Source organism: Micromonospora sp. LZ34 (assembly GCF_052981855.1).
Window position 1 is genome coordinate 100,976 of the sequence record NZ_JBRIQN010000017.1, and the last position, 21,029, is coordinate 122,004.

Genomic DNA, 21,029 nt, shown 5'->3' on the forward strand with positions numbered 1-21,029 from the left:
ACCGCGGCGGCCCGCGACGGGGCGTACGGTCGGCGGGTGAGGATCATCAAGTTCACCCACGCCTGTGTCCGGATCGAGCACGACGGGGCGGTCCTGGTGATTGACCCGGGCACCTGGAGCGAACCACGAGCCCTGGCCGGCGCGGACGCCGTGCTGGTCACCCACGAGCACACCGACCACGTCGACGTGCTGCGGCTGGCCGGCCTCGGCGTCCCGGTCTTCGCGCCCGAGCAGGCGGTGCTGCCCGACCTGGCCCCGCTGCCGGTCACCCGGGTCCGCGCCGGCCAGCGGTTCACCGCCGCCGGCCTCACCGTGGCCGCGTACGGCGGGCGGCACGCCACCATCCACAACGGGCAGCCCGCCTGCGCCAACCTCGGCTACCTGGTCGAGGAGAGCGTCTACCACCCGGGCGATTCGCTGCACCGCCCCGACCAGCCGGTGTCGACGCTGCTGGTGCCGGCCCAGGCGTCCTGGCTGAAGCTCACCGAGGCGATCGACTTCGCCCGCGCCGTCGGCGCCGAGCGGGTGTTCCCGATCCACGACGCCCAGCTCAACGAGCGGGGGCTGGCCAGCGTCAACGGCTGGTTCGGCGAGACCGTGCCCGGCTACCGCCACCTCGCCCCCGGCGACGCCGCCTGAACCCTCCGCCGATCGGCCGGCCGCCCTGCGGCGGCTCGGATACGCTCGGGCCACCGCGCGCCGCAGGGAGCAGCATGAGCAGCGAGACCGTGTCCACGGCGATGCCGGCCGCCTTCTTCGGGCACGGCAGCCCGATGAACGCCCTTGAGCTCAACCGCTACACGCAGGCGTGGCGCACCTTCGGCCGGTCGGTGCCGCGGCCCCGGGCGATCCTGGTGGTGTCGGCCCACTGGTACATCGGGGCAACCGCGGTCACCGCGATGCCCCGGCCGCGGACCATCCACGACTTCTACGGCTTCCCGCAGGAGCTGTTCGACGTGCGCTACCCGGCGCCCGGTCTGCCCGAGCTGGCCGAGGAGATCAGCGACGTGGTCCATCCGACCTGGGTCGGGGCGGACGTCGACTCCTGGGGCATCGACCACGGCACCTGGTCGGTGCTCACCCACGCCTTCCCCGAGGCGGACATCCCGGTCGTCCAGCTGAGCATCAACGCCTTCAAGAGCCTGGACCACCACCTGGAGCTCGGTGCGCGACTCGCACCGCTGCGCGAGCGGGGCGTGCTCATCGCGGCCAGCGGCAACGTGGTGCACAACCTGCGCGGGGTGAACCCCGGGATGGTCGACGAGGGCTTCGACTGGGCGCACCGGTTCGACGAGGCAGCGAAGGAGGTCATGCTCGGCCAGCCGACCGAGGCGGCCACGCTGGACGCCCACCGCGACTTCGGCCTCGCCGTGCCGACGCCCGACCACTTCATCCCGCCGCTCTACCTGGCCGGCCTGGCCGGCACGGCGGGCGACGGGTCGAACGTGCTGGTGGACGGGTACGCCTACGGGTCGCTGTCGATGACCGCGTACACGGTGGGCCTGACCTGCGAGGGTTCGGGCCCGGCGGTCGGGGCGCCGGCGCTCCCGGCCGACGTGCCCGCCGACTCGTCCAACATCTGACCGCCGGCCCGCCTCCGACACCTCATTCGAACCTCGGCGCGGCCGGGGTCAGCAGGGCCGTCCGGGCCGGCGCGGCCCAGCCGCGCCGTAGCTCGCCGGCGATCGCGTCGAGCACCCGCGGCACGTCCCGTGCGGCGGCGTCGTGCATCGCCTCGACCACCACCAGGATCGCCGCCGTGTCGTCCCGTACCGCCGACCAGCCGCTCTGCCGGTTGGTCCAGCGCCGGGCGTGCGCCCGCCCGTCGGGGTCGGCGAAGATCACCTCACCCGGGTCCGGGTGCTCCTCGGCGCCGCCGAAGGTCAGGTAGCGCTCGTCGCCGCGGGCCGGCCGCACCTCGATGCCGCCGCCGATCCGCGCCACGTCGAGGATCCCCACCGGGATGGCGTACGCGGCGGAGACGGCGTTGCCGAGGTCGACCAGCGGATGCACCGCGGGCAGGCCGCCCTCGGTGCGCAGCCGACGCAGCAGTGACTCCGCCGCGCACCGGTACCTCGTCGGGGCGAGCCCCATCCGGGAGAACGCCCGCCGCCACGCCTGGATCTCGGGGAAGGTCGCCTCGGTGCCGCCGGCCAGCCGCTGTCGGGCCACCGCGTGCAGGTCGGCCAGCGGCAGGTCGACGCGGGGCTTGCCGTCGACGCCCTCGGCGTGCAGCAGCCCGGCGACCAGTCCCGGGTGCGCGGCCCAGACCTCGGGCGAGTGCTGGAAGAACATCTCAGGTCCTCGCTCAGGCCTCGGCGCGGGCCAGCAGCAGCCCGAGCGCGACGAACGAGCCGGCGAAGCCCCGGCGCAGCCAGCGGGTCACCGCCGGCCGGGCCAGCACCCGGTCGCGCACCGCGCCGGCGAGCACCCCGTACCCGCCGAACACCACGAAGGTGAGCAGCATGAACACCGTGCCCAGCCCGAGCATCCGGGCGAACTGGTCCGGCTCGCCCGCGCGGACGAACTGCGGCAGGAACGCGAAGAAGAAGATGGTCAGCTTCGGGTTGAGCAGGTTCGACAGCACCGCCACCGTGATCACCCGGGTGGCCGACGGGGCCGGGTCCGCCGGATCGACGGTGAACCCGCTCCGGTCCCGCCACGTCGCCCAGGCCAGGTAGAGCAGGTACGCCACCCCGACGTACTTGAGCACCTGGAAGGCCGTCGCACTGGAGTGCAGCAGCGCGGCCAGCCCGGTGACCGCGGCCGCCAGGTGCGGGGCGACGCCCAGGGTGCAACCGGCGGCGGCGAGCAGCCCCGCCCGGGGGCCCCGGCCGAGCCCGGCGGCGAGCGTGTAGAGCGCGCCGGTGCCCGGGGTGGCGATCACGACGAGCGAGGTGAGCAGGAACGCGACGGTCATCATCGTCCTTCCGACGAGTGGGTGGTGCTTCCTTCACGCCCACTCTGCTGCCATCATGGCCCGATGAGCAGGGCCAAACCGCGGCCGTCCGAGAGGTCCATAACCGCCGGGTCGGACTTCCTGCACCTGGACATCGCCGACGCCCCGCCCGGCGGCCGGGCCGGCTGGCTCGCCGCCCGGCTCCGCGCGGCCATCGCCGACGGGCGGCTCCCGGTCGGCGGGCGGCTCCCCGCCACCCGGGTGCTCGCCGCCGACCTCGGCGTCTCCCGGGGCGTGGTCACCGAGGCGTACCAGCGGTTGGTCGAGGACGGCCAGGTCGCCGGCCGGGGGCGCGCCGGCACCGTGGTGGTCGCCGCCCCGGCCGCGCCGCCCGCGCCGCCGCCGGCCCCCGCGCCCGCGCCGGCCACGCTCTTCCCGCGCGCCCCGGGCACCGACATCTTCGACGCCGTACGCACGGCACCGGCGCGGATCGACCTGACGCCCGGCGTACCGGATCTGGCCGCCTTTCCGCGTGCGGACTGGCTGCGCGCCGAACGGACCGTGCTGCGGCACCTGGCCGCGTCGGACTTCGGCTACGGCGACCCGCGCGGGACCCCAGCGCTGCGCGGCGCGGTCGCCGCCTGGCTGGCCCGCAGCCGGGGCGTCGCCGCAGACCCCGCCGAGGTGATCGTCACGACCGGCGTCTCCCAGGCGCTCGGCCTGCTCGCCCAGGCGCTGCGCCCGCACGGCGTCACCCGGATCGCGGTGGAGGACCCCGGCTCGCTCGGGGTACGCCAGCACCTGAACAACTGGCAGGTCGACACCCCGCCCGTCGCGGTCGACGCCGCCGGCCTGCGGGTCGACGAGCTGGCCGCCAGCGGCGTGGGCGCGGCGATGCTCACCCCCGCCCACCAGTTCCCGACCGGCGTGGTGCTCGACGGCGAGCGCCGCCGGCAGCTCGTCTCCTGGGCGCGGGCCGGCGGGCTGGTCATCGAGGACGACTACGACGCGGAACACCGCTACGACCGCCCGCCTGTGCCGGCGCTGCAGGCGCTCCTGCCCGACCAGGTCTGCTACGCCGGCAGCGTGTCGAAGCTGCTCGCGCCCGCGCTACGGGTCGGCTGGCTGCTGGTGCCCCCGCGCTACCGGGACGCGGTGGTGGACGCCAAGCGCAACGCCGACCTGGGCAACGCGGTGCTGCCGCAACTGGTGCTCGCCGAGCTGATGACCTCCGGCGCCCTGGAGCGCCAGCTCCGGATGCTGCGCCGGCGGCACGTCCGCCGGCGGGACGCGATGATAGCCGCGCTGACCCGGCACCTGCCGGGCGCGACGGTGCACGGGGCGGCGGCCGGGCTGCACCTGATGGTCACGTTGGGCGGCGGCGTGCCGGACACCGAGGTGGCGGCCGCCGCGCTGGAGCGCGGGGTGAAGGTGCAGCCGCTGTCCTGGCACTGCCAGCGGGAACACCGGCCCGGGCTGGTCCTCGGGTACGCGGCGAACACCGCGACGGCCATCGAGGAGGGCATCGCCACCGTCGCCGCCGTGCTGCGTGGGTAGCGAGGCTACGGCGGTTCTCGTTCAGCGCCGCGGGGCGGGTACGGGCTCCGCCGCCCGCCCGGTAGTCAGGGCGTGGTGGGCCAGGACGACGAGCCAGGCCAGCCCGGCGAGGATCGACAGGCGCTGGAGCAGGCCGGCGGGTGCCGGGGTCAACACGCCGGCGTAGTCCAGGCCGACGAGCGTGCCGGCGCCGAGAAACAGCACGACGACGGCGACCCCCACCGCGATGCCGTACGGCCGGGCGAAGCGGCGCGCGTACACGAAGGCGGTCGTCGCGAGGGCGAGGAACACGGCCGGGCCGGCGACGTCGTGCAGCGCGCCGTGCCAGGAGGTCGCCGGGGGTGTCGCCGGCGGGTAGTCCAGGCCGGGATCGGTGACGAAGACGCCGGCGGCGACGAGCGCCACGCCCGTGACGGCGACCCAGCGAGGCCCCCAGACGGCCGTCGGCCCGGAGTGGATGGTCCGGCGCAGCCCGACCGCGAAGGCGATCAGCAGTACGCCGGTGATCAGGAAGTTGGCGATCTGGATCCAGCCGCGCCCGGTGAGGGCCAGCTCGCTGATCCAGTTCCGGAGCGGGTCGTAGTGCGGTCGCGCGGCGCCCTCGACCAGCGCGACGGTGGCGAACAGCAGCGGACCGACCACACCGGCCCAGAGCAGCCTCCGTGACGACATGTCTTCCCCTATCATAATCCGCACTATGCAGATAAACGATGATGCAGATTTTGCGGCGGTAGAGTCGGGCCATGTCAAGGGCACGGCAGGAGCTGCTGGTGGAACTGCAGGTCACGCTTACCCAGGCCGTCGCCGACGCGATCCTGGTCCAGCAGGCGGCGGCCGACCGGCTCGGTCTCGGGCTGGCCGACTTCAAGTGCCTCACCGCACTCACCGAGGACGGCTCGGCGACAGCCGGGGAGATCGCCCACCGCACGGGACTGACCAGCGGCGCGGTGACCCGGATGATCGACCGCCTGGAGCGTGGCGGGTGGGTCCGGCGCCGCCACGACACCGTCGACCGCCGCCGGGTCATCGTCGAGCCGGTGCCGGAGCGGCTGGCGGAGATCGGGCCGCTCTTCGCCGGGATGGCGGCCGGCTGGTCGGCCGCGATGGCCGACTACGACGACGCCCAGCTCCGGATGCTCATCGACCTGTTCGGGCGCATGCGGGCCCTTGCCCGTCAACAGGCGGCGGCGATCCGCGCCGCCGAGGTCTGACGGCGCACCGGGAGCCGCAGGGTCTGCTCCTCGTGGGTGCGCCCGATGAGTTGACGGCCGCCAGCGCCAGGGTGCCGGGACCCCCGTGGGCTGGCGGCCGCCGCGTCTTTCGCCCGGATGGCCGTCCGGTCCGTCCGTCAGAGGCCCTTCGCGACCTCGACCAGCTGGTCCAGTGCCGCGCCCCAGCCCTCGATGAAGCCCATCTCCGCGTGCGCCTTCTTCGCCGAAGCGTCGGCGTGGATCGCGGTGGCGGTGTACTTCGTGCCGTTGCCGGCGGGCTCGATGTGGACGACCGCGGTGAACGGGAAGCCGTCCTCGTTTACCTGCGGGCGGAACCCGGGGCCCAGGGCCGAGGTGAACACCAGCGTCGAGTTCTCCTCGACCAGCAGGACGCAGCCGATGTTCGGGAACTCCTCGCCCTCCGGCGAGCGCATCACCGTGTTGAACTTGCCGCCGGGCCGCAGGTCCAGCTCGCAGGACGTGGTCGACCAGGGCTTCGGGGTGAACCACTGCACGATCAGCTCGGGCGTCGTCCAGGCCTTCCAGACCAGCTCGGGCGCCACGTCGACGGTGCGCTCCAGGACGAGGTCGAGGTCGGGGTTCGCGTTGTAGGTGGTCATTCCTGCTGCTCCTTCAGGTGGTAGAGAAGTGTGTCCAGTTGATCGAGGCGTCGGGTCCACAGGGCGCGCTGCCCGGCGAGCCAGGTGTCCATTCGGTCGAGTGGCTCGGGCGCGAGCCGGTAGGTCCGCACCCGCCCCTTCTTCTCCGACGTCACCAGGCCGGCGCGCTCGAGGACGCTCAGGTGCTGGGTGAACGACGGCAGTGCCATGTCGAATGGGCGGGCCAGCTCGCTGGTCGTCGCCGGCCCCCGCCCGAGAAGCTCGACGACCCGGCGGCGGGTGGGATCGGACAACGCGTGGAACACGCCGTCCAGAGTCGGGTCGACCACCCCGTCTCCACCGCCAGCTCGCTTAGGCATGTACCTAAGTATGGGGGCGGGGGTTGGTTAGGTCAATACCTAAGTGAATTTGGGCCCGGGCAGCGTTGTCAGGTCTTGCGGGGGAGGGGGTTGATGGTGCCGAGCCACTTGATGACCTCCTCCTCCAGCGGCGAGACCACCGCGAACGCGGCGTTGTAGCGCCGGAGGGCCTGGTCGTCCGGCTGCCACGACGGATCTGCCCGCCACGTGTTCGCCAGGCCGGCCAGCTGGCCCGCGGCGTCCTGGACCCGCTGGGCGATCTGCACGCTCTCCTCGGCGACCAGGGCGGCGGCGAGCCTCAGCTTGAAGTTGAGCACGGCAACGGATTCGAGGTCGTCCCGCCAGGGTCGGCTGTCCGGTACCCCGATGAAGGTGCTGATGCACGCCTCGATGGCTTCGATCAGCTTCTGTCGGGCTTCCTGTCGGCGGTGCAGGTGCCGGGCTCCGGCGTTCGTCCGGTTGACCACCGCGAAGCTCACCACCGCCGCCACCGCTCCGGTGATCCCCGCACTCAACAGTCCCTGGAGGAGGTTCGGCCAGCCGCCGGTGATGGTGACGAACGAACTCGGCACGGTCGCCAGATGCATGCCGCGACCCTAGCTGTCCGAAGCGAAGGACCGTTGCCCTTGACACACCCGGGCCCGCTGGCCAGCATCGGGGCATCGGTGTCGCGACCTCGGCGGCCAGTCGGGCCGCGCGGGCTGAAACGTCGACTCTCCACGAAGGGACGACGTGATGCACCCGATGTTGCGGCGGCTGGACGACCTCGCCGCCCACCTCGCGAGCCGCACCGACGTGATCGCGCTGCTCGGGCTCGGCTCCGCCGGCGCCGACCACGACCGCCTCGACGACTACTCCGACCTGGACTTCTTCGTTGTGGTCGACGCGCCCGCCAAGCCCCGCTACCTGGAGTCCATCGACTGGCTGCGCGCCCCCTGCCCGGTGGCGTACAGCTTCGCCAACGACCGCAACGGGCGTAAGGCGCTCTACGCCGACGGCATCTTCGTCGAGTACGCCGTCTTCACCCTCGCCGAACTGGCCCGGCTGCCGTTCACCGGCGCCCGGATCGTCTGGCAGCGCGGCGACGCGCCGGACAGGCTGGTTGACTGTGGACCGTCACCGGCCGGGCCCGCGTTCGACACCGTCGAGTTCCATCTCAACGAAGCGTTGACCAACCTCTACGTCGGCCTGCTCCGCGAACTGCGTGGCGAGCGGCTCACCGCGGCCCGGTTCATCCAGTCGTACGCCGTCGACCGGGTGATCGCGCTGCTCAACCTGACGTGTCCCGGGGCCGGGCACCGTCGCGATCCGTTCGACGCCAGCCGGCGGGTGGAGCAGGCGTACCCGCCGGAGCTGCTTCCGCTGGCCGCGATGGTGCCCGGCTACCAGCACAACCGGCAGGCGGCGAAGGTCACGCTGACCTGGCTGGAGGAGCGCTTCACGGCCGACCGCGTGATCACCGACGCTATCCGCCGGCTCCTGGCGGCCGGGTAGCGGCGGGGCGTGCTGGTAGCGGGAAGCACCCCTAGACGCGTCCGCCGAAGAACACCCAGATCTCGGCGACCCGGCCCGCCCGCACGGTGATGTGCTCGGCGTTGCGGTACCGCTCGCCGTTCCGGAGCTCGTACTCGTACAGCAGGAACACGGTGTCGTCGCCGACGTCGGTCAGGCGCAGGATCTCCTGCGACACGAAGCGGTCCGCTGTCGGGAAGCACCGGTCGAGGTACGCCGCCTTGTCGATGTGGTCGTCCTGCGGGCTGGTGAAGACCAGGTCCGGGGCGAGCAGGCGGTCCGCGGCGGCCAGGTCCTGGTTCCGGTACGCATCGAACAACGCCCGTACGGTGCCGGTGTTGGACATGGTCAGCCCTTCTGGTGGGTCGCCTCGGCGGCGCGGCGGCGCAGCAGCTCCCGCTCCCGGGCGTTGGCGGTCATCTCGGCGGCCCGCTCGAACTCGACCCGGGCCTCGTCGAACCTGCCCAGCCGGTCGAGCAGGTCAGCGCGGACACTCGGCAGCAGGTGGTAGTCGCGCAGCGCCGGCTCGGCGGCGAGCGCGTCCACGAGGGGGAGGGCCGCCGCCGGTCCGTCGGCCATGCAGACCGCGACCGCCCGGTTCAGCTCCACGATCGGCGACGGCGTTACCCGGTTCAGCGCCCCGTAGAGCGTGGCGATCCGCCGCCAGTCCGTCTGCTCCGGGCGGACCGCGCGGGCGTGACACGCCGCGATGGCGGCCTGGAGGGCGTACGGTCCGGCCGCGCCGCCGAGTTCCTCCGCCCGGCGCAGCGCCGCCAGCCCGCGCCGGATGAGCAGTTGGTCCCAGCGGGACCGGTCCTGCTCGGCCAGCAGGATCGGCTCACCCGACGGGCCGACCCGGGCCCGCGACCGCGACGCCTGGATCTCCATCAGCGCCACCAGGCCGTGCACCTCGGGCTCCTTCGGCGCCAGGCTGGCCAGGATCCGGCCCAGCCGGAGGGCGTCGCCGCACAACTCCGGGCGCATCCAGTCGTCGCCGGCGGTGGCCGAGTATCCCTCGTTGAAGATGAGGTAGACCACCTCCAGCACCGACCCGAGCCGGTCGGCGAGTTCCGGCCCGGAGGGCACCTCGAACGGCACTCCGGCGTCGGCGAGGGTCCGCTTGGCCCGCACGACGCGCTGCGCCACGGTGGACTCCGGAACGAGGAACGCCCGGGCGATCTCCGCCGTGCTGAGCCCGCCGAGCACCCGCAGCGTCAACGCCACCCGGGCGTCGGTGGAGAGCACCGGATGGCAGGAGGTGAAGACCAGCCGCAGCAGGTCGTCGCCGATGTCGTCGACGGCGTTCGCCTCCGGATCCACCGCGGGGTCCGCCAGTTCCAGGGCCCGCCCGAGCTCGTCCTGCTTGCGTTCCAACCGGATGTCACGGCGGATCTGGTCGATCGCGCGGCGCTTGCCGACGGCCATGAGCCAGGCGCCCGGATTGTCCGGGACGCCTGACTCTGGCCACTGTTCGAGGGCGGCGACGAGCGCGTCCTGCGAGAGGTCCTCCGCGCGGCCGACATCGCGCGTCATCCGCGCGAGACCGGCGATCAGTCGGGCGGACTCGATCCGCCAGACCGCCTCGATCGTCCGTCGCGTCTCCAGGCTCGTCACTGCGTCGCGACGCTACCAGGCTGGCCGGGTACGACGGCCGGACGCCGCACCAGCGGGCTACCGCGGCTGGTTCGCCACCGCCGCGCGCAGCCGATCCTCCTGCGCGTGCAGGTCCGGGGTCATCACGTCGCCGAAGTCCTCGGCCTCGAAGACCTGCCGGATCTCGATCTCGGAGTCCTCGTTCATCGGGTTCGGGCAGCGCTTCACCCACTCGATGGCCTCCTCGCGGGACTTGACGTCGATCAGCCAGAAGCCGGCGATCAGCTCCTTCGTCTCGGCGAACGGGCCGTCGACGACGGTGCGGTTCTTGCCGGAGAACCGCACCCGGGCGCCCTTCGAACTGGGGTGCAGGCCCTCGCCGGCGAGCATGATCCCGGCGTTGACCATCTCCTCGTTGTACCTGCCCATCTCGGTCAGCTGTTCCTCGGTCGGCAGCGCGCCGGCCTCGGACTCCGGGGTCGCCTTCACCAGCAGCATGAAACGCATGATCGCTCCTTCGGGTTGGTGTCGCTGTCATCAACGCGTCGTCCGGGCGACGGCCGGTTCGACATCGTCGCCAAGATTTTTCTGGCCGAATCCTGGGAGCATCAGGGACCGGGACACCCCGTCGTCTCCAACGACTGTGACGCTGTCCGGGCAGCCGCCAGGGAAAAGGAGGGTGTCGTGTCGCCGCCGTCGAATCTGACCGGCCCGGAACTGGTCAGGGCCCTGCAGGAGCGGGCCGCCCGGGGCCAGCCCGCGGAGCGGGTCGAGGAGGAGCGCGGCTGGTGGCTGCGCCTCGCCCCCCGCGGCGCCTGGTGGCTGGGCACCGTGCTGCCACACCGTGCGGCAGAGCGCGACGAGCTGGCGCACCGGGTCGCGGCGGCGGAGCGGTTCTACCTCGCACACGGGGCGGTCCCGGCGTTCCAGATCAGCCCGCCCGCCTGCCCCGACGGGCTGGACGCGCTGCTGGCCGCTCGCGGCTACCGGCGGGACTGTCCCGTGTCGTTGCAGGTCGCGCGGACCGCCGAGGTGCTCGACCGGGTGGCGTCGGGTGCGCTACGGGTCGAGCTGGACGACCGCCCGACGCGCTCGTGGCTGGACACCTGGCACGCCGCAGGTCACGGCGACCCCGATGCCGAGTGGACGATGCTCGGGCGGGTGGAGCGACCGTCCGGCTACGCCCGTGCACTCGTCGGTGACGACGTCGTCGCGGTGGGCCGGGCGGTGGCCGACACCGGCTGGGCCGGGGTGTTCGGCATGGCGACGCTGCCCCGGGCGCGCGGCCTCGGCGCCGCCCGTGCCGTCCTGGCCGCCCTGGCCGGGTGGGCCGTCACCCACCGGGCCGGACACATGTACCTCCAGGTCGAGCGCGGCAACGCGGCGGCCCTTCGGCTGTACGGGCGGGCAGGCTTCAGCGAGCTGAGCGCCTACCACTACCGGCTGGCGCGCTGAGCCGCCCCCGGATGGGTCGCGCCCACACCGCGGCGCCACCCGACGTGTCGGTCCCGCTCATATCCAGTGTGCTCGATGTCACGTTAGCGTCTGGCCACGCCGACACCACCGCCGGCGCTCACCGAACCGGGAGAGCGTCATGAACACACCGCTGAAGGCCACCGCCGCCCTGGTCACCGCCCTGCTGCTGATCCTCACCACCGCGACTCCCGCCCAGGCCGCCGACCCGTCCACCAAGCCGCCGGTCGCCGGCTCGCTGCGCGCCTACAACGTCTCCGGCGTGTACGTCGCCGGCGTCTCCTCCGGTGGTTACATGGCCACCCAACTGCACGTCGCCTACTCGTCCCGGATCCGCGGCGCGGCGGTCTTCGCCGCCGGGCCGTACTACTGCGCGCAGAACAACGTCGCCCAGGCGCTCTACGGCTGCGGCGACAACCAGTACCCGACCAACCTGTCCGCCCTCCAGACGTACACCCGCACCTGGGCCTCGTACGGCTGGGTCGACCCGGTTGGCAACCTCTCCGGCGACCCGGTGTACGTCTTCCACGGCACCAACGACACCACCGTCAAGAAGTCCGTCACCGACGACCTGGTCCGCTACTACCAGCACTTCGGCGCCAGCGTGCAGTACGACAGCGGCTCGTCGGCCGGCCACGCCTGGGTCACCCCGTACGGGACCCGGGGGTGCACCGCGACCGCCTCGCCGTTCCTCAACAACTGCGGCACCGACCCGCAGAACGCCCTGCTGCGCAAGCTGCTGGGCAGCGTCAACGCGCCGAACACCGGCGCGCTCGGCGGCACCCTCATCCGGTTCAGCCAGAACACCCACGCGGTCAACGGCTACGCCCCCGGCCTGAGCATGGACGCCAACGGTTTCGCGTACGTGCCCTCGTCGTGCGCCGCCGGCCGGACCTGCCGGCTGCTGGTCGCCCTGCACGGCTGCCTCCAGGCGTACGGCTCGGTCGGCACCGCGTTCGTGGACCGGGCCAACCTCAACCAGTACGCCGACACCAACAACCTGATCGTGCTCTACCCCCAGGCCGCCACGGCGGGCACCAACCCGAACGGCTGCTGGGACTGGTGGGGCTACCTCGGCGCCACGAACTACCCGATCAAGGGCGGTGCCCAGGTCGAGACGATCATGAACATGGTCCGCCGGCTGGACGGCTGACCCACCGCACACCCGGGGCGGGGGCCGGCCGGCCCCCGCTCAGGCGTGCTCGTCGGCGGGGGCGTCCACCCCGGCCAGGCGGGCGTCCGCCTCGGCCTGCCCCTCGGCGTCCCGGGCCGCCTCGCACACCGCGGCCGCGTCCACCCAGTGCCGGCGCGCCTCGTCCGGGTCGCCGAGCGCAGCCGCCGCGTCGCCGAGGTAGAGCAGCGTCCGGCCGAGCCCGGCCGTGGCCCGCCCACCCTCGCGCAACCGCTGGCTCTCGGCCAGCATCTCGTACGCCTGCCGGGCCTGCCCGGGCGCGGTGCTCAGCAGCGTGGCGCCGGCGTTCAACAGCGCGGCGGCCCGGTTCGTCGGGTCCGCCACCGACTCGTACTCGCGCAGCGCCGCCCGCCACGACTGCGCCGCGTCCAGGTGCTCGCCCAGCTCGGCGTGCACCAGCACCAGATTGGTCAGCGCCGCCGCGTAACCCCGGGCGTCGCCGAGCGAGCGGAACGCGTTCGCCGCCCGGACCAGGTGGTGGTGCGCCACCTCCAGCTCACCGCGGGCGAGCTGGGCGGCGCCGAGCCCGAGCTGGGTGAGCGCGTGCCCGGCCCGATCGGCGCCGGAGCGGTGCCGGCGGGACAGCTCCAGGTGCTCCACCGCGTCGTCGAGCTGACCCAGGTCGAGCAGGACCAGGCCGAGGTTCATCCGGGCCTGGGCGGTGCCCCGGCGGCCCCGTTCCGCCACCGCCAGGGTGAGCGCGGTCGCCGCGCCCTGCGGGTCGTGCCGGCGCCGGCGCAGCACCCCCAGCTCGTTGTGCGCCCAGCCGGCGATCTCCGGCCGGTCGTCGGCGGTCGGCGTGGCCAGCACGGTCCGGCACACCTCGTCCCACTCGTCCAGCCGCTCGACGTGGGCGAGCCAGCCGCACAGCGCCACCGCCAGCCGGAACCACCAGCGGCGCACCCGCCGGGGCAGCGTCTCGGCCGCGCCCGCCGGCACCTTCACCACCGCGAGCAGCAGCTCCTGGTGCAGGTCGAACCAGCCGTACGGGTCGTCGTCCAGCGGCAGCGGCCGGTCCCGGTCCAGCGTGGACGCGGCCACCGCCAGGCTCGCCACGTGCCGCTCGGCCCGCCGGGCCAGGTGCCGGGTGAGCCGGGCCTGCGCGGCGACCCGCCGGCGCACCGGCTCGTCCCTGCGCAGGTGCAGCCGGGCGTACGCGCCGAGCAGCGGCCGCACCTCGTACCGGTCGCCGGGCGCGCCGACCACGAACGCCCCGGCGGCCAACTCGTCCAGCAGGGCGGCGACCCGGTCGGGACGCCGGTCGGCGAGCGCGGCGATGGTCGGCCGGTCGACCGGGGCGGGACTGAGCGACATCAACCGCCACAGCCGCCGGGCCTCCGCCGAGAGCGCGTGGTAGGCGGCGTCCCGCGCGGTCACCAGCAGGGTCGCCGGGGACGCGTCGATCTCCTGGTGCGGGGGCGTCTCGACGGCCCGGCGCAGCGCCTCGAGCACGTCGGCGTGCCGCCAGCCGTGCTGGGCGGCCCGCCGGCCCAGTTCCGCCACCGTGCGGGGCTGCCGCCCGCACAGCTCGACGATGCTGCCGACCGCCGGGTCGGTGCGCGGGTCCGGGCGGTGCGGCCGGGCCGCCGGCGCCGCCGCGCCGGCGGTGGCGAAGAGGTCGACGGCGTCGTCGGTGTCCGGCTCGCCGATCCAGTGCGCCACCACCCCGACCCCGTCCAGCGCGGCCAGCGCCCCGGTGCCGGCCAGCAGCAGCCGGCAGGTGTGGGCGGTCGGCGGCAGCAGCGGCCGGACCTGGGCGGCGTCGTCGACGTTGTCCAGCACCAGCAAGATCCGCCGGCCGTCGAGCTGGCCGCGCAGCTCGTCGGCGGCCTCGGCGAGGTCGTCCGGGCGACCGGAGGCCGGCGGCCGGGTGCCCAGGATCCGGGCCAGCGCGGCGAGCACCTGCCGGGGCGGGTGGCGCCGGCCGCCCCGGCGCAGGTCCAGGTGGTACTGGCCGTCCGGGAAGTCCGCCCGGCACCGGTTGGCCGCCTCGATGGCGTACCAGGAGGTGCCGACGGCCCGGCGTCCCACCACCGCCACCGCGTGCTCCCGCTTCAGCGCGTCGACGATGGCGTCCACGTCGTCGCTGCGCCCGGTGAAGGTGCCCTGGTAGGGCAGCGTCGGCGTGCCGGCGGCCGCCGGCGTCTCGGCGTCCGGCTCGGCGAGCTGTTCGCGCTGGCGGCGGCGCCACTCCACGACGAACGAGGCGAGCAGGCCGAGCACGACCACGCCGACGCTCGCCGAGCCGAGCACCGCCACGGAGAGTTCGGAGAGCAGGTTGCCGGCGACGTTGCCGAGCAGTGCGCTGACGCCGCCGCCGAGCACCCCGCCGAGGGCGAGCAGCACGCTCAGCCGCCCCGGCCCGCGGGACCGGCCGCCCGGCCGGGTCACCGGACGCCCCCGGCGACCAGCCCGGCGACGAGCTGCCGGCGGGCCAGCACCACCAGCAGCACCGGCAGGATCGACGCGACCACCGACCCGGCGGCGAGCACCCCGCTGTTGACCACGAACCCGCGGGTCTGGCCGGCGAGGAAGAGCCCCAGCGGCGCCGCGCCGGGGCCGCTGAACAGCAGGCCGACCACCAGGTCGTTCCACACCTGTACGAACTCCAGCACGGCGACCGCGACCACCGCCGGGCGGTTGTGCCGGGCCAGCAGCCGCAGCGTGCTCCACCAGTGCCGCCCGCCCAGCCGCACCGCGCGTACCTGCTCGGCGGGCAGGTCGGCGAAGGCGTTGCGCAGCACCAGCACGGCGAACGGGATGCCCAGCGCGACGTGCACCAGCCCCAGCCCGCGGGCGGTGCCGGAGGAGAGCACCACGCCGAGCACCTCGTTGACCGGACCGGCGATCACTTGGACCGGCACCACGCTGGCGGCCATCAGCAGCAGCCCGGTCGCCTGCGCGGGTGGCCCGGTCAACCAGGCCAGCGGGTACGCCGCCAGCAGCGCGATGCCCAGCACCGCGGCGGTGACCACGGTGGCCAGCACCAGCGTGAAGCCCAGCGTGCGCCACAGCTCCGGGCCGCTGGCCAGCTGGCGGTAGGAGTCCAGGCTTGGCGCGCTCGACCACCAGGCGCGGGCCGCCGCATCGACCGGCTGGTGCAGCGAGGTGGCCAGCAGCACGCCCAGCGGCACCAGCCAGGCGAGCGCGGCGCCCGCGGCGAGCAGCCGGATGGACCGGCGCGGCGGCGCCGCCGCCGGTTCGGGCTCGGCCGGCGCCGGATCCCGCGGCGGCGGCCACGACTGGCGGATGAAGAGCGCCGCCACCAGCATCCCGGCCACCACGGCCACCAGCCAGATCACGCCGAGCGCGGCGCCCTCGCCGGTGGTGGTGCCGCCGGAGGTCTGCCAGACCCGCAGCGCCAGCACCGACGCCTCGTCGCGCACCGAGCCGGGCGTCATCACCAGGATCAGGTCGAAGGTACGGCTGGTGCCGAGCGCCACCAGGGCGAACACCACCGCGACGGTACGCAGCAGCAGCGGGCGCCACTGCGCGTCCCAGAGCACGTCCCGCCGGCTGCCGCCGAAGGCGCGGACCGCGTCGGACAGGCTGGGCGGCACCGCGTCCAGCGCGGCCCGGAACACGAGCACGGCGAGCCCGACCCAGGCCCACACGAACGCCGACATCAGCGCCACGGTGACCAGGCCCGGGCCGAGCAGCTGCGGCACCTGATCGGCCGAGCGGCCGGTGAGCCGGGCCAGCAGGAGGGTGGCCAGCCCTCGCTGCGGATCGGGGTCGTAGAGCAGCCGGAAGGTGACCCCCGTGACCACCAACGGCAACGCGGTCGGTACGACCAGGATCAGCCGGACCAGCCCGCCCTCCTGCGAGCGGCGGGACGCGGCGGCCAGCAGGTAGCCCAGCACCGTGACCACGGCCGGCACCACCAGTGCCCAGAGCACCGTGCGGCCCACCACCGCGGCGGTGCCGGGCGCGGCGAACGCGGCGCGGAAGTTCGCCGCGCCCACCCACCGGCCGTCGGTGACCACGCTGGCGTGCAGCGTCCGCAGCACCGGCCAGGCCACCAGCCCGCCGAGCAGCAGCAGCGCCGGCAGCAGCAGCGCGGAGGTGGCGCCCGCCGCCGGATAGGCCCGGCCGCGCCGGGGCGGCCCGACGTCGTCGAGTACCGCCAGCTCGCCGAGCACCGGCCGGCTCATCGCCCACCTCCGGCCGCCCGGGCCGCCGCGGCCAGCTGGTTGGTGGCGCGGCGTACCGCCTCGGCGGCCCGCACCCCACCGGTGACGTCGGCGAAGAAGTCCTGCATGATCCGCCAGATCCCGACCCCGTCGGAGCCGGTGAACGGGCCGGGCAGCCGGTCGGAGAGGTCGAAGCGGACCGACTCCGCGCCCTGCAGCTCGGCGGCCAGTGCCCGGCGCACCGGGTCGCGGTAGTTCGCCAGCGGGACGGTCACGTTCGGGGAGAGGTAGCCGCCGGCCTGCAGCCACGGCTGGAACGCCGACCCTTCGCTGAGCCAGCCCACCAGGTCGGCGCCACGGGCCGACCCGGCGAACGCGACCGCCGCGTCCCCGCCCAGGATCAGCGGGCGGTCCGCCACGCGCGACCCCGGGAACCGGAACGTGACCGGCTGCTCCGCGCCGCGCTGGAACCGGGCGCTGACGTCACCGACGAAGTCGCCCTCGAACACCATCGTCGCCCGGCGGTGGTGCATCACCTGGATCACCGACTCCTCGTACTGGGTGAGCAGGGCGCGGCGGGCGCCGCCGGGGAAGGCCCCGTCGATGCTCCACAGCTCGGCGAGCCGGTCCAGGGCGACCCGTACCGAGCGGCTCCGCCAGTCGGCCTCGCCGCGGGCCAGCGCCTCGTAGAGGTCGGGCGCGGCGATGTCGGCCAGCACGTTCTCGAACCAGTCGGTGAGCACCCAGCCGTCGGCGGCGCCGATCGCCAGCGGGGCCGGGGCGGTGCCGGCCCGGGCCCGGGCGCCGAGTCGGCGGGTGGTCGCCACCAGTTGGTCCCAGGTGGCGGGCGGCTCGGAGAGCATCGAGCGGAAGTACCAGAACAGCGACTTGTGCGCCGCCTTCACCCAGACACCGTAGCGGCGGCCGTCGGTGACGAGCAGGTCGGCCATCCCCGGGGGGACGGCGTAGCTCGCGGCGGGGGTGAGTTCGCGCAGCCAGCCGCGCCGGGCGTACTCGACGACCAGCCCGGAGCGGGGCAGGATCGCCACGTCGGGGCTGGTGCCGGCGAGGTGCCGGGCGCGCAGGAACGCGTCGATGTCGTTGCCCGCGCTGACCACCCGCACCGGGTCGCCGTAGCCGGCCACCACCTCCCGGAACCGGACCAGCTCCGCGCCGCTCCACACCACCGCCACCTGCACCGACCGCTCGTCCCGGGAGCAGGAGGTGACGGCGGTGGCGGTCCCCGCCGCGGCGGTGGCGCGCAGCAGCGTACGGCGGCGCAGCCTCATCGGCCCGCCTCGGCGGTGGCGTCGGCCGGCTCGACGGCGACCCGGTCGCCGACCTCGGCCAGCACGGCCTCGTCGGCGGTGCAGGCCAGCACCGCGACACCCGGGGCGTCCGGCGGGGCGAGCCGCCCGACCAGGTCGGTGAGGCGGCCGCCGTCCGGGGTGCCGGCCGGCAGGTCGATCACCAGCGCCTCCGGCAGGCAGGCCATCGCGCGGGCCAGCGCCACCCGGAACCGCTGGGCCTCGGAGAGCAGGTGCGGGCGCAGGTCCAGGGTCGGCGCCAGCTCCAGCCGCTCGACCACCGTCGCCACCCAGGTGTCGGCCACCTCGCGCACCCGTTCCCGCTTGCGCTGGCCGTAGGCGATGTTGCGGCGCACGGTCAGGTGGGGCAGCAGGGCGCCGCCGGCCGGGACGTACCCGATCCGGCGGCGTAGCGGCGGCAGGTCGGTGACGTCCCGGCCGCCGACCAGGACGGTGCCGGCCAGCGGCGCGGCCAGCCCGGCCACCACCCGGGCGAGCGCCGTGCCGACCCGGGGTGGGGCGGCCAGCACCACGGTGGTGCCGGCGGCGACGGCGAGGGTCACCGGCGCGACGGCGGGCACGGCGACGAGTTCGCACAGTCGTAACGTGGCCATCACCTCCGGTGACCCGAGTCGTCGCCCCCAGGGTGGCACACTCCGACGACAACCATGGCCCCGGCACCCTCCCTTGTGGAGACGGCGAGCGGTCCGGTCCTCACTCTTCGGTGCGGCGTTGCGGCGAACCGGCACCGGCCCGGCTCGCCGACGCCTAGCCTGGCGGTGAGGAGCAGCATCGACCGTCGACGGAGGCCACGGTGAGCATCGAGCAGGCGAGGGACGCCTTTGCCGGCGTCGAGGAAGTGCAGCTCACCGTCACCGGCCGGCGATCCGGGCGGCAGATCTCCCACCCGGTGTGGTTCGTGCAGGAGGAGCAGAACATGTTCCTGGTGCCGATCACCGGATCGGACAGCGACTGGTACAAGAACGTCCGGCGGACCCCGATGGTCGAGGTCGCCGCGAACGGCACGGCGGTGAGCGCGCCCGCCACCCCGATCACCGACGCCGACCGGGTCGGCCACGTCGTGGCGATGTTCTGCGAGAAGTACGGCCGGGAGCAGGTGGAGCAGCACTACCCGAAGCGCGACGTCGCCGTCCGGGTGGCCCTCGGCTGAGCAAGGCGGGCCGGGGCTCAGCGGGGCGGCTCGGCGGCGCGCGGCGGGTAGAGCGCGGCCAGCCCGGCGGCGGTGGCCGCGAGCATGGCCCGCAGCTCGGCCGGCGCCAGCACCTCCACCTCGGCGCCGAGCCGGAGCAGGTCGCCGTGGGCGTGGGTGAGCGATTCGATCGGCACTGCGGTGGTAACCCAGCCGGCGGCGTCCGGCGGGCCGGCGTTGCGCTCGGCCGCGCCGGCCACCACGTCGCTGGCGATCTCCCGCAGCCGCTGCCGGCCGGACGGGGAGAGCCGGACGGTCGCGTCGTCGCGGTGCAGCCGGGCCCGGAACTGCACCACGTGCGTCCGCCACCAGGCCGGCAGGTCGAACTCCGCCGGCCGGTCGAAGCTCTCGTCGAGGGTGGTCAGCGCCAGGATCTGGTTGATCCGGTAGGTCGCCGGGGTGTCCCGGCCCGGCCGGTTGGCCACCGCGTACCACCGGCCGCCCTTGAGCACCAGCCCGTACGGCTCCAGCACCCGGTCCACCTCGCCGGTCCAGCTGCGGTAGCGGACGTGCACGCGCCGCTCCCGCCACACCGCGTCCGCCATCTCCGTCAGGTGGGGTGAGGCGTCGCCGTCGGCGTACCAGCCGGGGGTGTCCAGGTGGAAGCGTTGCTGCAGCCGCCCCGCCCGGTCGGCCAGCGCCGGCGGCAGCGCGGCCTGGAGCTTGAGCTGGAGGGCGGCCACCACCGCGCCGTAGCCCAGCTCGGCGGCGGGCCCGGGGAGCCCGGCGAGGAAGAGACGGTCGGCCTCCTCGGCGGTCAGCCCGGTCAGCCGGGTCCGCCAGCCCTCGACCAGCTGGTAGCCGCCGGCGTGCCCGGCCTCGCCGTAGAGCGGGATGCCGGCCGCGTGCAGCGACTCGACGTCCCGGTAGACGGTGCGGACCGAGACCTCCAGCCGCTGCGCGAGCTGGGCCGCGGTCAGCCGGCCGTGGGTCTGCAACAGCAGCAGGAGGGAGAGGAGTCGACTGGCCCGCACTCTGCTGACAGTAGCTGTCAGGGGAGTGGTCCTACCGTCCCGGCATGGCATTTCGCGACAAGGACCTGTGGGTGCCGGGACCGGTGACGGTCGCCGGCCGGGAGCTCAAGCGCTACCACATCGACCAGCCGCACCGGCGGATCGAGCCGGAGGTGGAGAAGGCCGCGTACGACCTGCTGCCCCGCCTGCTGCCGGCCGGCGCCGACGACGGCACCCCGGCGGCGGGCTGGGTGGTGCTGCACCGGGGCGCGGACACCGGCGCCTACCTGCTGGCGTACAGCTGGGTCTGGGACAACGTGGTCGAGGTGCGGATCGCCGCCGCCGGCCAGCCCGCCCTGGACTGCCCGGACGACGACCCGACCCACTTCGTCGAGCAGCGCCGGCCGTGGGCGGGCTGCATCTGGGAGCTCGGGGTGCTGGAGCACGAGCGGGCCGCCTGGGCCCGGCACGTGCTGGCGCCGGACCGCCCGGACCTGGCCGGCTGGCGCGCCGACACCCGGGCCGAGGGGCCGGTGGGCCGCTGATGGGCGACTTCGACTTCTTCGTCGGCACCTGGCACGTCGTCAACCGCCGGCTGCTCAAACGGCACGTCGGCAGCGACGAGTGGGACGAGTTCCCCGGGCTGTCGGTGGCCCGGACCTTCTTCGCCGGCGCCGGCAGCTTCGACGAGATCACCTTCCCGACGAAGGGCTTCTCCGGCGCCACCGTGCGGATCTTCGACCCGGCGGCCGGCACCTGGTCGATCTACTGGATGAACAGCAACCGCGGGATGCTGGAGCTGCCGCCGGTGGTCGGCCGGTTCGTCGACGGCGTGGGCACCTTCTACGCCGACGACGTCGACGAGGGCCGCCCGGTCCGGTGCCGGTTCATCTGGTCGGCGATCACCCCGACCTCATGCCGCTGGGAGCAGGCGTTCTCCACCGACGGCGAACGCACCTGGGAGACCAACTGGATCATGGAATTCACCCGGAGCGGGCCTTCCTGAGCCC

Annotated in this window: 24 protein-coding genes; 10 read left to right on the forward strand and 14 right to left on the reverse strand. The window is 74.4% G+C overall.

Annotation, left to right across the window (positions count from 1 at the left end; all coding sequences use genetic code 11):
• The first annotated feature begins 36 nt into the window (after positions 1-36).
• Both ACVCAH_RS19465 and ygiD read left to right on the forward strand, forming a co-directional pair.
• Positions 37-639: an MBL fold metallo-hydrolase gene (locus ACVCAH_RS19465; RefSeq protein ID WP_447137589.1), complete on the forward strand. Its 603-nt coding sequence runs from the start codon at positions 37-39 to the stop codon at positions 637-639.
• Between the two features lie 74 nt (positions 640-713).
• Positions 714-1,583 carry a 4,5-DOPA-extradiol-dioxygenase gene (gene ygiD, locus ACVCAH_RS19470; RefSeq protein ID WP_447137590.1) on the forward strand — a complete coding sequence of 290 codons (870 nt, stop codon included), beginning with the start codon at positions 714-716 and terminating at the stop codon, positions 1,581-1,583.
• 22 nt (positions 1,584-1,605) lie between these two features.
• On the opposite strand, the gene ACVCAH_RS19475 is transcribed toward ygiD, so the two are convergent.
• Both ACVCAH_RS19475 and ACVCAH_RS19480 read right to left on the reverse strand, forming a co-directional pair.
• On the reverse strand, positions 1,606-2,295 hold the full coding sequence (locus ACVCAH_RS19475) for a B3/B4 domain-containing protein (RefSeq protein ID WP_447137591.1): 690 nt from the start codon (positions 2,293-2,295) through the stop codon (positions 1,606-1,608).
• A gap of 13 nt (positions 2,296-2,308) precedes the next feature.
• Positions 2,309-2,920: a LysE family translocator gene (locus tag ACVCAH_RS19480; protein ID WP_447137592.1), complete on the reverse strand. Its 612-nt coding sequence runs from the start codon at positions 2,918-2,920 to the stop codon at positions 2,309-2,311.
• Between the two features lie 63 nt (positions 2,921-2,983).
• On the opposite strand from ACVCAH_RS19480, the gene pdxR reads away from it, so the two are divergent.
• Positions 2,984-4,456 (forward strand): MocR-like pyridoxine biosynthesis transcription factor PdxR, encoded by a 1,473-nt coding sequence (gene pdxR, locus ACVCAH_RS19485; RefSeq protein ID WP_447137593.1) that lies wholly within the window; start codon positions 2,984-2,986, stop codon positions 4,454-4,456.
• Between the two features lie 21 nt (positions 4,457-4,477).
• Here pdxR and ACVCAH_RS19490 read toward each other — a convergent pair whose 3' ends face one another.
• Positions 4,478-5,128 carry a DUF998 domain-containing protein gene (locus tag ACVCAH_RS19490; protein ID WP_447137594.1) on the reverse strand — a complete coding sequence of 217 codons (651 nt, stop codon included), beginning with the start codon at positions 5,126-5,128 and terminating at the stop codon, positions 4,478-4,480.
• 71 nt (positions 5,129-5,199) lie between these two features.
• On the opposite strand from ACVCAH_RS19490, the gene ACVCAH_RS19495 reads away from it, so the two are divergent.
• A complete protein-coding gene (locus ACVCAH_RS19495) occupies positions 5,200-5,667 on the forward strand; it encodes a MarR family winged helix-turn-helix transcriptional regulator (protein WP_447137595.1) in 468 nt (155 codons plus the stop codon).
• A gap of 137 nt (positions 5,668-5,804) precedes the next feature.
• Here ACVCAH_RS19495 and ACVCAH_RS19500 read toward each other — a convergent pair whose 3' ends face one another.
• The 3 genes from ACVCAH_RS19500 to ACVCAH_RS19510 all read right to left on the reverse strand — a co-directional run bounded on the left by ACVCAH_RS19500 (position 5,805) and on the right by ACVCAH_RS19510 (position 7,233).
• The gene (locus tag ACVCAH_RS19500; RefSeq protein WP_447137596.1) at positions 5,805-6,287 is read right to left on the reverse strand and encodes an SRPBCC family protein; all 483 of its coding nucleotides are present in this window, start codon (positions 6,285-6,287) and stop codon (positions 5,805-5,807) included.
• A complete protein-coding gene (locus ACVCAH_RS19505; protein ID WP_447137597.1) occupies positions 6,284-6,646 on the reverse strand; it encodes an ArsR/SmtB family transcription factor in 363 nt (120 codons plus the stop codon). The genes ACVCAH_RS19500 and ACVCAH_RS19505 overlap by 4 nt, the downstream gene beginning before the upstream one ends.
• Before the next feature lie 68 nt (positions 6,647-6,714).
• Positions 6,715-7,233, reverse strand: coding sequence for a hypothetical protein (locus ACVCAH_RS19510; RefSeq protein ID WP_447137598.1), 519 nt, complete (start codon positions 7,231-7,233; stop codon positions 6,715-6,717).
• Positions 7,234-7,381: 148 nt separating this feature from the next.
• Between ACVCAH_RS19510 and ACVCAH_RS19515 the strand changes: the two genes are divergently transcribed.
• Entirely contained in the window at positions 7,382-8,140 is a 759-nt protein-coding gene (locus ACVCAH_RS19515) for a hypothetical protein (protein WP_447137599.1), read from the forward strand.
• 31 nt (positions 8,141-8,171) lie between these two features.
• Here the strand turns inward: ACVCAH_RS19515 and ACVCAH_RS19520 are convergent, their stop codons facing one another.
• The 3 genes from ACVCAH_RS19520 to ACVCAH_RS19530 are packed head-to-tail and all read right to left on the reverse strand — an operon-like array spanning position 8,172 to position 10,258.
• Entirely contained in the window at positions 8,172-8,504 is a 333-nt protein-coding gene (locus ACVCAH_RS19520; protein WP_447137600.1) for a nuclear transport factor 2 family protein, read from the reverse strand.
• 2 nt (positions 8,505-8,506) lie between these two features.
• Positions 8,507-9,772, reverse strand: coding sequence for an RNA polymerase sigma factor (locus ACVCAH_RS19525; protein WP_447137601.1), 1,266 nt, complete (start codon positions 9,770-9,772; stop codon positions 8,507-8,509).
• A gap of 57 nt (positions 9,773-9,829) precedes the next feature.
• The gene (locus tag ACVCAH_RS19530; protein WP_447137602.1) at positions 9,830-10,258 is read right to left on the reverse strand and encodes a YciI family protein; all 429 of its coding nucleotides are present in this window, start codon (positions 10,256-10,258) and stop codon (positions 9,830-9,832) included.
• Between the two features lie 177 nt (positions 10,259-10,435).
• On the opposite strand from ACVCAH_RS19530, the gene ACVCAH_RS19535 reads away from it, so the two are divergent.
• Both ACVCAH_RS19535 and ACVCAH_RS19540 read left to right on the forward strand, forming a co-directional pair.
• Positions 10,436-11,206 carry a GNAT family N-acetyltransferase gene (locus tag ACVCAH_RS19535; protein WP_447137603.1) on the forward strand — a complete coding sequence of 257 codons (771 nt, stop codon included), beginning with the start codon at positions 10,436-10,438 and terminating at the stop codon, positions 11,204-11,206.
• 139 nt (positions 11,207-11,345) lie between these two features.
• Positions 11,346-12,377 (forward strand): extracellular catalytic domain type 2 short-chain-length polyhydroxyalkanoate depolymerase, encoded by a 1,032-nt coding sequence (locus ACVCAH_RS19540; RefSeq protein WP_447137604.1) that lies wholly within the window; start codon positions 11,346-11,348, stop codon positions 12,375-12,377.
• A gap of 39 nt (positions 12,378-12,416) precedes the next feature.
• Here ACVCAH_RS19540 and ACVCAH_RS19545 read toward each other — a convergent pair whose 3' ends face one another.
• From ACVCAH_RS19545 to ACVCAH_RS19560, 4 genes are read right to left on the reverse strand one after another with little or no spacing between them, the layout of a single operon-like run.
• Entirely contained in the window at positions 12,417-14,807 is a 2,391-nt protein-coding gene (locus ACVCAH_RS19545) for a tetratricopeptide repeat protein (RefSeq protein WP_447137605.1), read from the reverse strand.
• Positions 14,804-16,570: an ABC transporter permease gene (locus ACVCAH_RS19550; protein WP_447137606.1), complete on the reverse strand. Its 1,767-nt coding sequence runs from the start codon at positions 16,568-16,570 to the stop codon at positions 14,804-14,806. Before ACVCAH_RS19550 ends, ACVCAH_RS19545 begins: the two co-directional genes overlap by 4 nt.
• The gene (locus tag ACVCAH_RS19555; protein ID WP_447137607.1) at positions 16,567-17,838 is read right to left on the reverse strand and encodes an extracellular solute-binding protein; all 1,272 of its coding nucleotides are present in this window, start codon (positions 17,836-17,838) and stop codon (positions 16,567-16,569) included. The genes ACVCAH_RS19550 and ACVCAH_RS19555 overlap by 4 nt, the downstream gene beginning before the upstream one ends.
• Positions 17,835-18,470, reverse strand: a complete 636-nt coding sequence (locus ACVCAH_RS19560) for an ATP-binding cassette domain-containing protein (protein WP_447137608.1) — start codon at positions 18,468-18,470, stop codon at positions 17,835-17,837. The genes ACVCAH_RS19555 and ACVCAH_RS19560 overlap by 4 nt, the downstream gene beginning before the upstream one ends.
• A gap of 200 nt (positions 18,471-18,670) precedes the next feature.
• On the opposite strand from ACVCAH_RS19560, the gene ACVCAH_RS19565 reads away from it, so the two are divergent.
• Complete coding sequence (locus ACVCAH_RS19565; protein WP_447137609.1) at positions 18,671-19,027, forward strand: nitroreductase/quinone reductase family protein; 357 nt, start codon at positions 18,671-18,673, stop codon at positions 19,025-19,027.
• Between the two features lie 17 nt (positions 19,028-19,044).
• Here the strand turns inward: ACVCAH_RS19565 and ACVCAH_RS19570 are convergent, their stop codons facing one another.
• Entirely contained in the window at positions 19,045-20,040 is a 996-nt protein-coding gene (locus ACVCAH_RS19570) for a helix-turn-helix transcriptional regulator (RefSeq protein WP_447137610.1), read from the reverse strand.
• Positions 20,041-20,084: 44 nt separating this feature from the next.
• Between ACVCAH_RS19570 and ACVCAH_RS19575 the strand changes: the two genes are divergently transcribed.
• Both ACVCAH_RS19575 and ACVCAH_RS19580 read left to right on the forward strand, forming a co-directional pair.
• Positions 20,085-20,564: a hypothetical protein gene (locus ACVCAH_RS19575; RefSeq protein WP_447137611.1), complete on the forward strand. Its 480-nt coding sequence runs from the start codon at positions 20,085-20,087 to the stop codon at positions 20,562-20,564.
• On the forward strand, positions 20,564-21,025 hold the full coding sequence (locus ACVCAH_RS19580; protein WP_447137612.1) for a hypothetical protein: 462 nt from the start codon (positions 20,564-20,566) through the stop codon (positions 21,023-21,025). Before ACVCAH_RS19575 ends, ACVCAH_RS19580 begins: the two co-directional genes overlap by 1 nt.
• The last annotated feature ends 4 nt before the right edge of the window (positions 21,026-21,029 follow it).

Bases quoted from the DNA above. Each gene is read 5' to 3' on its own strand.
- ygiD (WP_447137590.1), top strand. From the start codon at position 714: ATGAGCAGCGAGACCGTGTCCACGGCGATGCCGGCCGCCTTCTTCGGG.
- ACVCAH_RS19475 (WP_447137591.1), bottom strand. From the start codon at position 2,295: ATGTTCTTCCAGCACTCGCCCGAGGTCTGGGCCGCGCACCCGGGACTG.
- ACVCAH_RS19480 (WP_447137592.1), bottom strand. From the start codon at position 2,920: ATGACCGTCGCGTTCCTGCTCACCTCGCTCGTCGTGATCGCCACCCCG.
- pdxR (WP_447137593.1), top strand. From the start codon at position 2,984: ATGAGCAGGGCCAAACCGCGGCCGTCCGAGAGGTCCATAACCGCCGGG.
- ACVCAH_RS19490 (WP_447137594.1), bottom strand. From the start codon at position 5,128: ATGTCGTCACGGAGGCTGCTCTGGGCCGGTGTGGTCGGTCCGCTGCTG.
- ACVCAH_RS19495 (WP_447137595.1), top strand. From the start codon at position 5,200: ATGTCAAGGGCACGGCAGGAGCTGCTGGTGGAACTGCAGGTCACGCTT.
- ACVCAH_RS19500 (WP_447137596.1), bottom strand. From the start codon at position 6,287: ATGACCACCTACAACGCGAACCCCGACCTCGACCTCGTCCTGGAGCGC.
- ACVCAH_RS19505 (WP_447137597.1), bottom strand. From the start codon at position 6,646: ATGCCTAAGCGAGCTGGCGGTGGAGACGGGGTGGTCGACCCGACTCTG.
- ACVCAH_RS19510 (WP_447137598.1), bottom strand. From the start codon at position 7,233: ATGCATCTGGCGACCGTGCCGAGTTCGTTCGTCACCATCACCGGCGGC.
- ACVCAH_RS19515 (WP_447137599.1), top strand. From the start codon at position 7,382: ATGCACCCGATGTTGCGGCGGCTGGACGACCTCGCCGCCCACCTCGCG.
- ACVCAH_RS19520 (WP_447137600.1), bottom strand. From the start codon at position 8,504: ATGTCCAACACCGGCACCGTACGGGCGTTGTTCGATGCGTACCGGAAC.
- ACVCAH_RS19530 (WP_447137602.1), bottom strand. From the start codon at position 10,258: ATGCGTTTCATGCTGCTGGTGAAGGCGACCCCGGAGTCCGAGGCCGGC.
- ACVCAH_RS19540 (WP_447137604.1), top strand. From the start codon at position 11,346: ATGAACACACCGCTGAAGGCCACCGCCGCCCTGGTCACCGCCCTGCTG.
- ACVCAH_RS19550 (WP_447137606.1), bottom strand. From the start codon at position 16,570: ATGAGCCGGCCGGTGCTCGGCGAGCTGGCGGTACTCGACGACGTCGGG.
- ACVCAH_RS19555 (WP_447137607.1), bottom strand. From the start codon at position 17,838: ATGAGGCTGCGCCGCCGTACGCTGCTGCGCGCCACCGCCGCGGCGGGG.
- ACVCAH_RS19560 (WP_447137608.1), bottom strand. From the start codon at position 18,470: ATGGCCACGTTACGACTGTGCGAACTCGTCGCCGTGCCCGCCGTCGCG.
- ACVCAH_RS19575 (WP_447137611.1), top strand. From the start codon at position 20,085: ATGGCATTTCGCGACAAGGACCTGTGGGTGCCGGGACCGGTGACGGTC.
- ACVCAH_RS19580 (WP_447137612.1), top strand. From the start codon at position 20,564: ATGGGCGACTTCGACTTCTTCGTCGGCACCTGGCACGTCGTCAACCGC.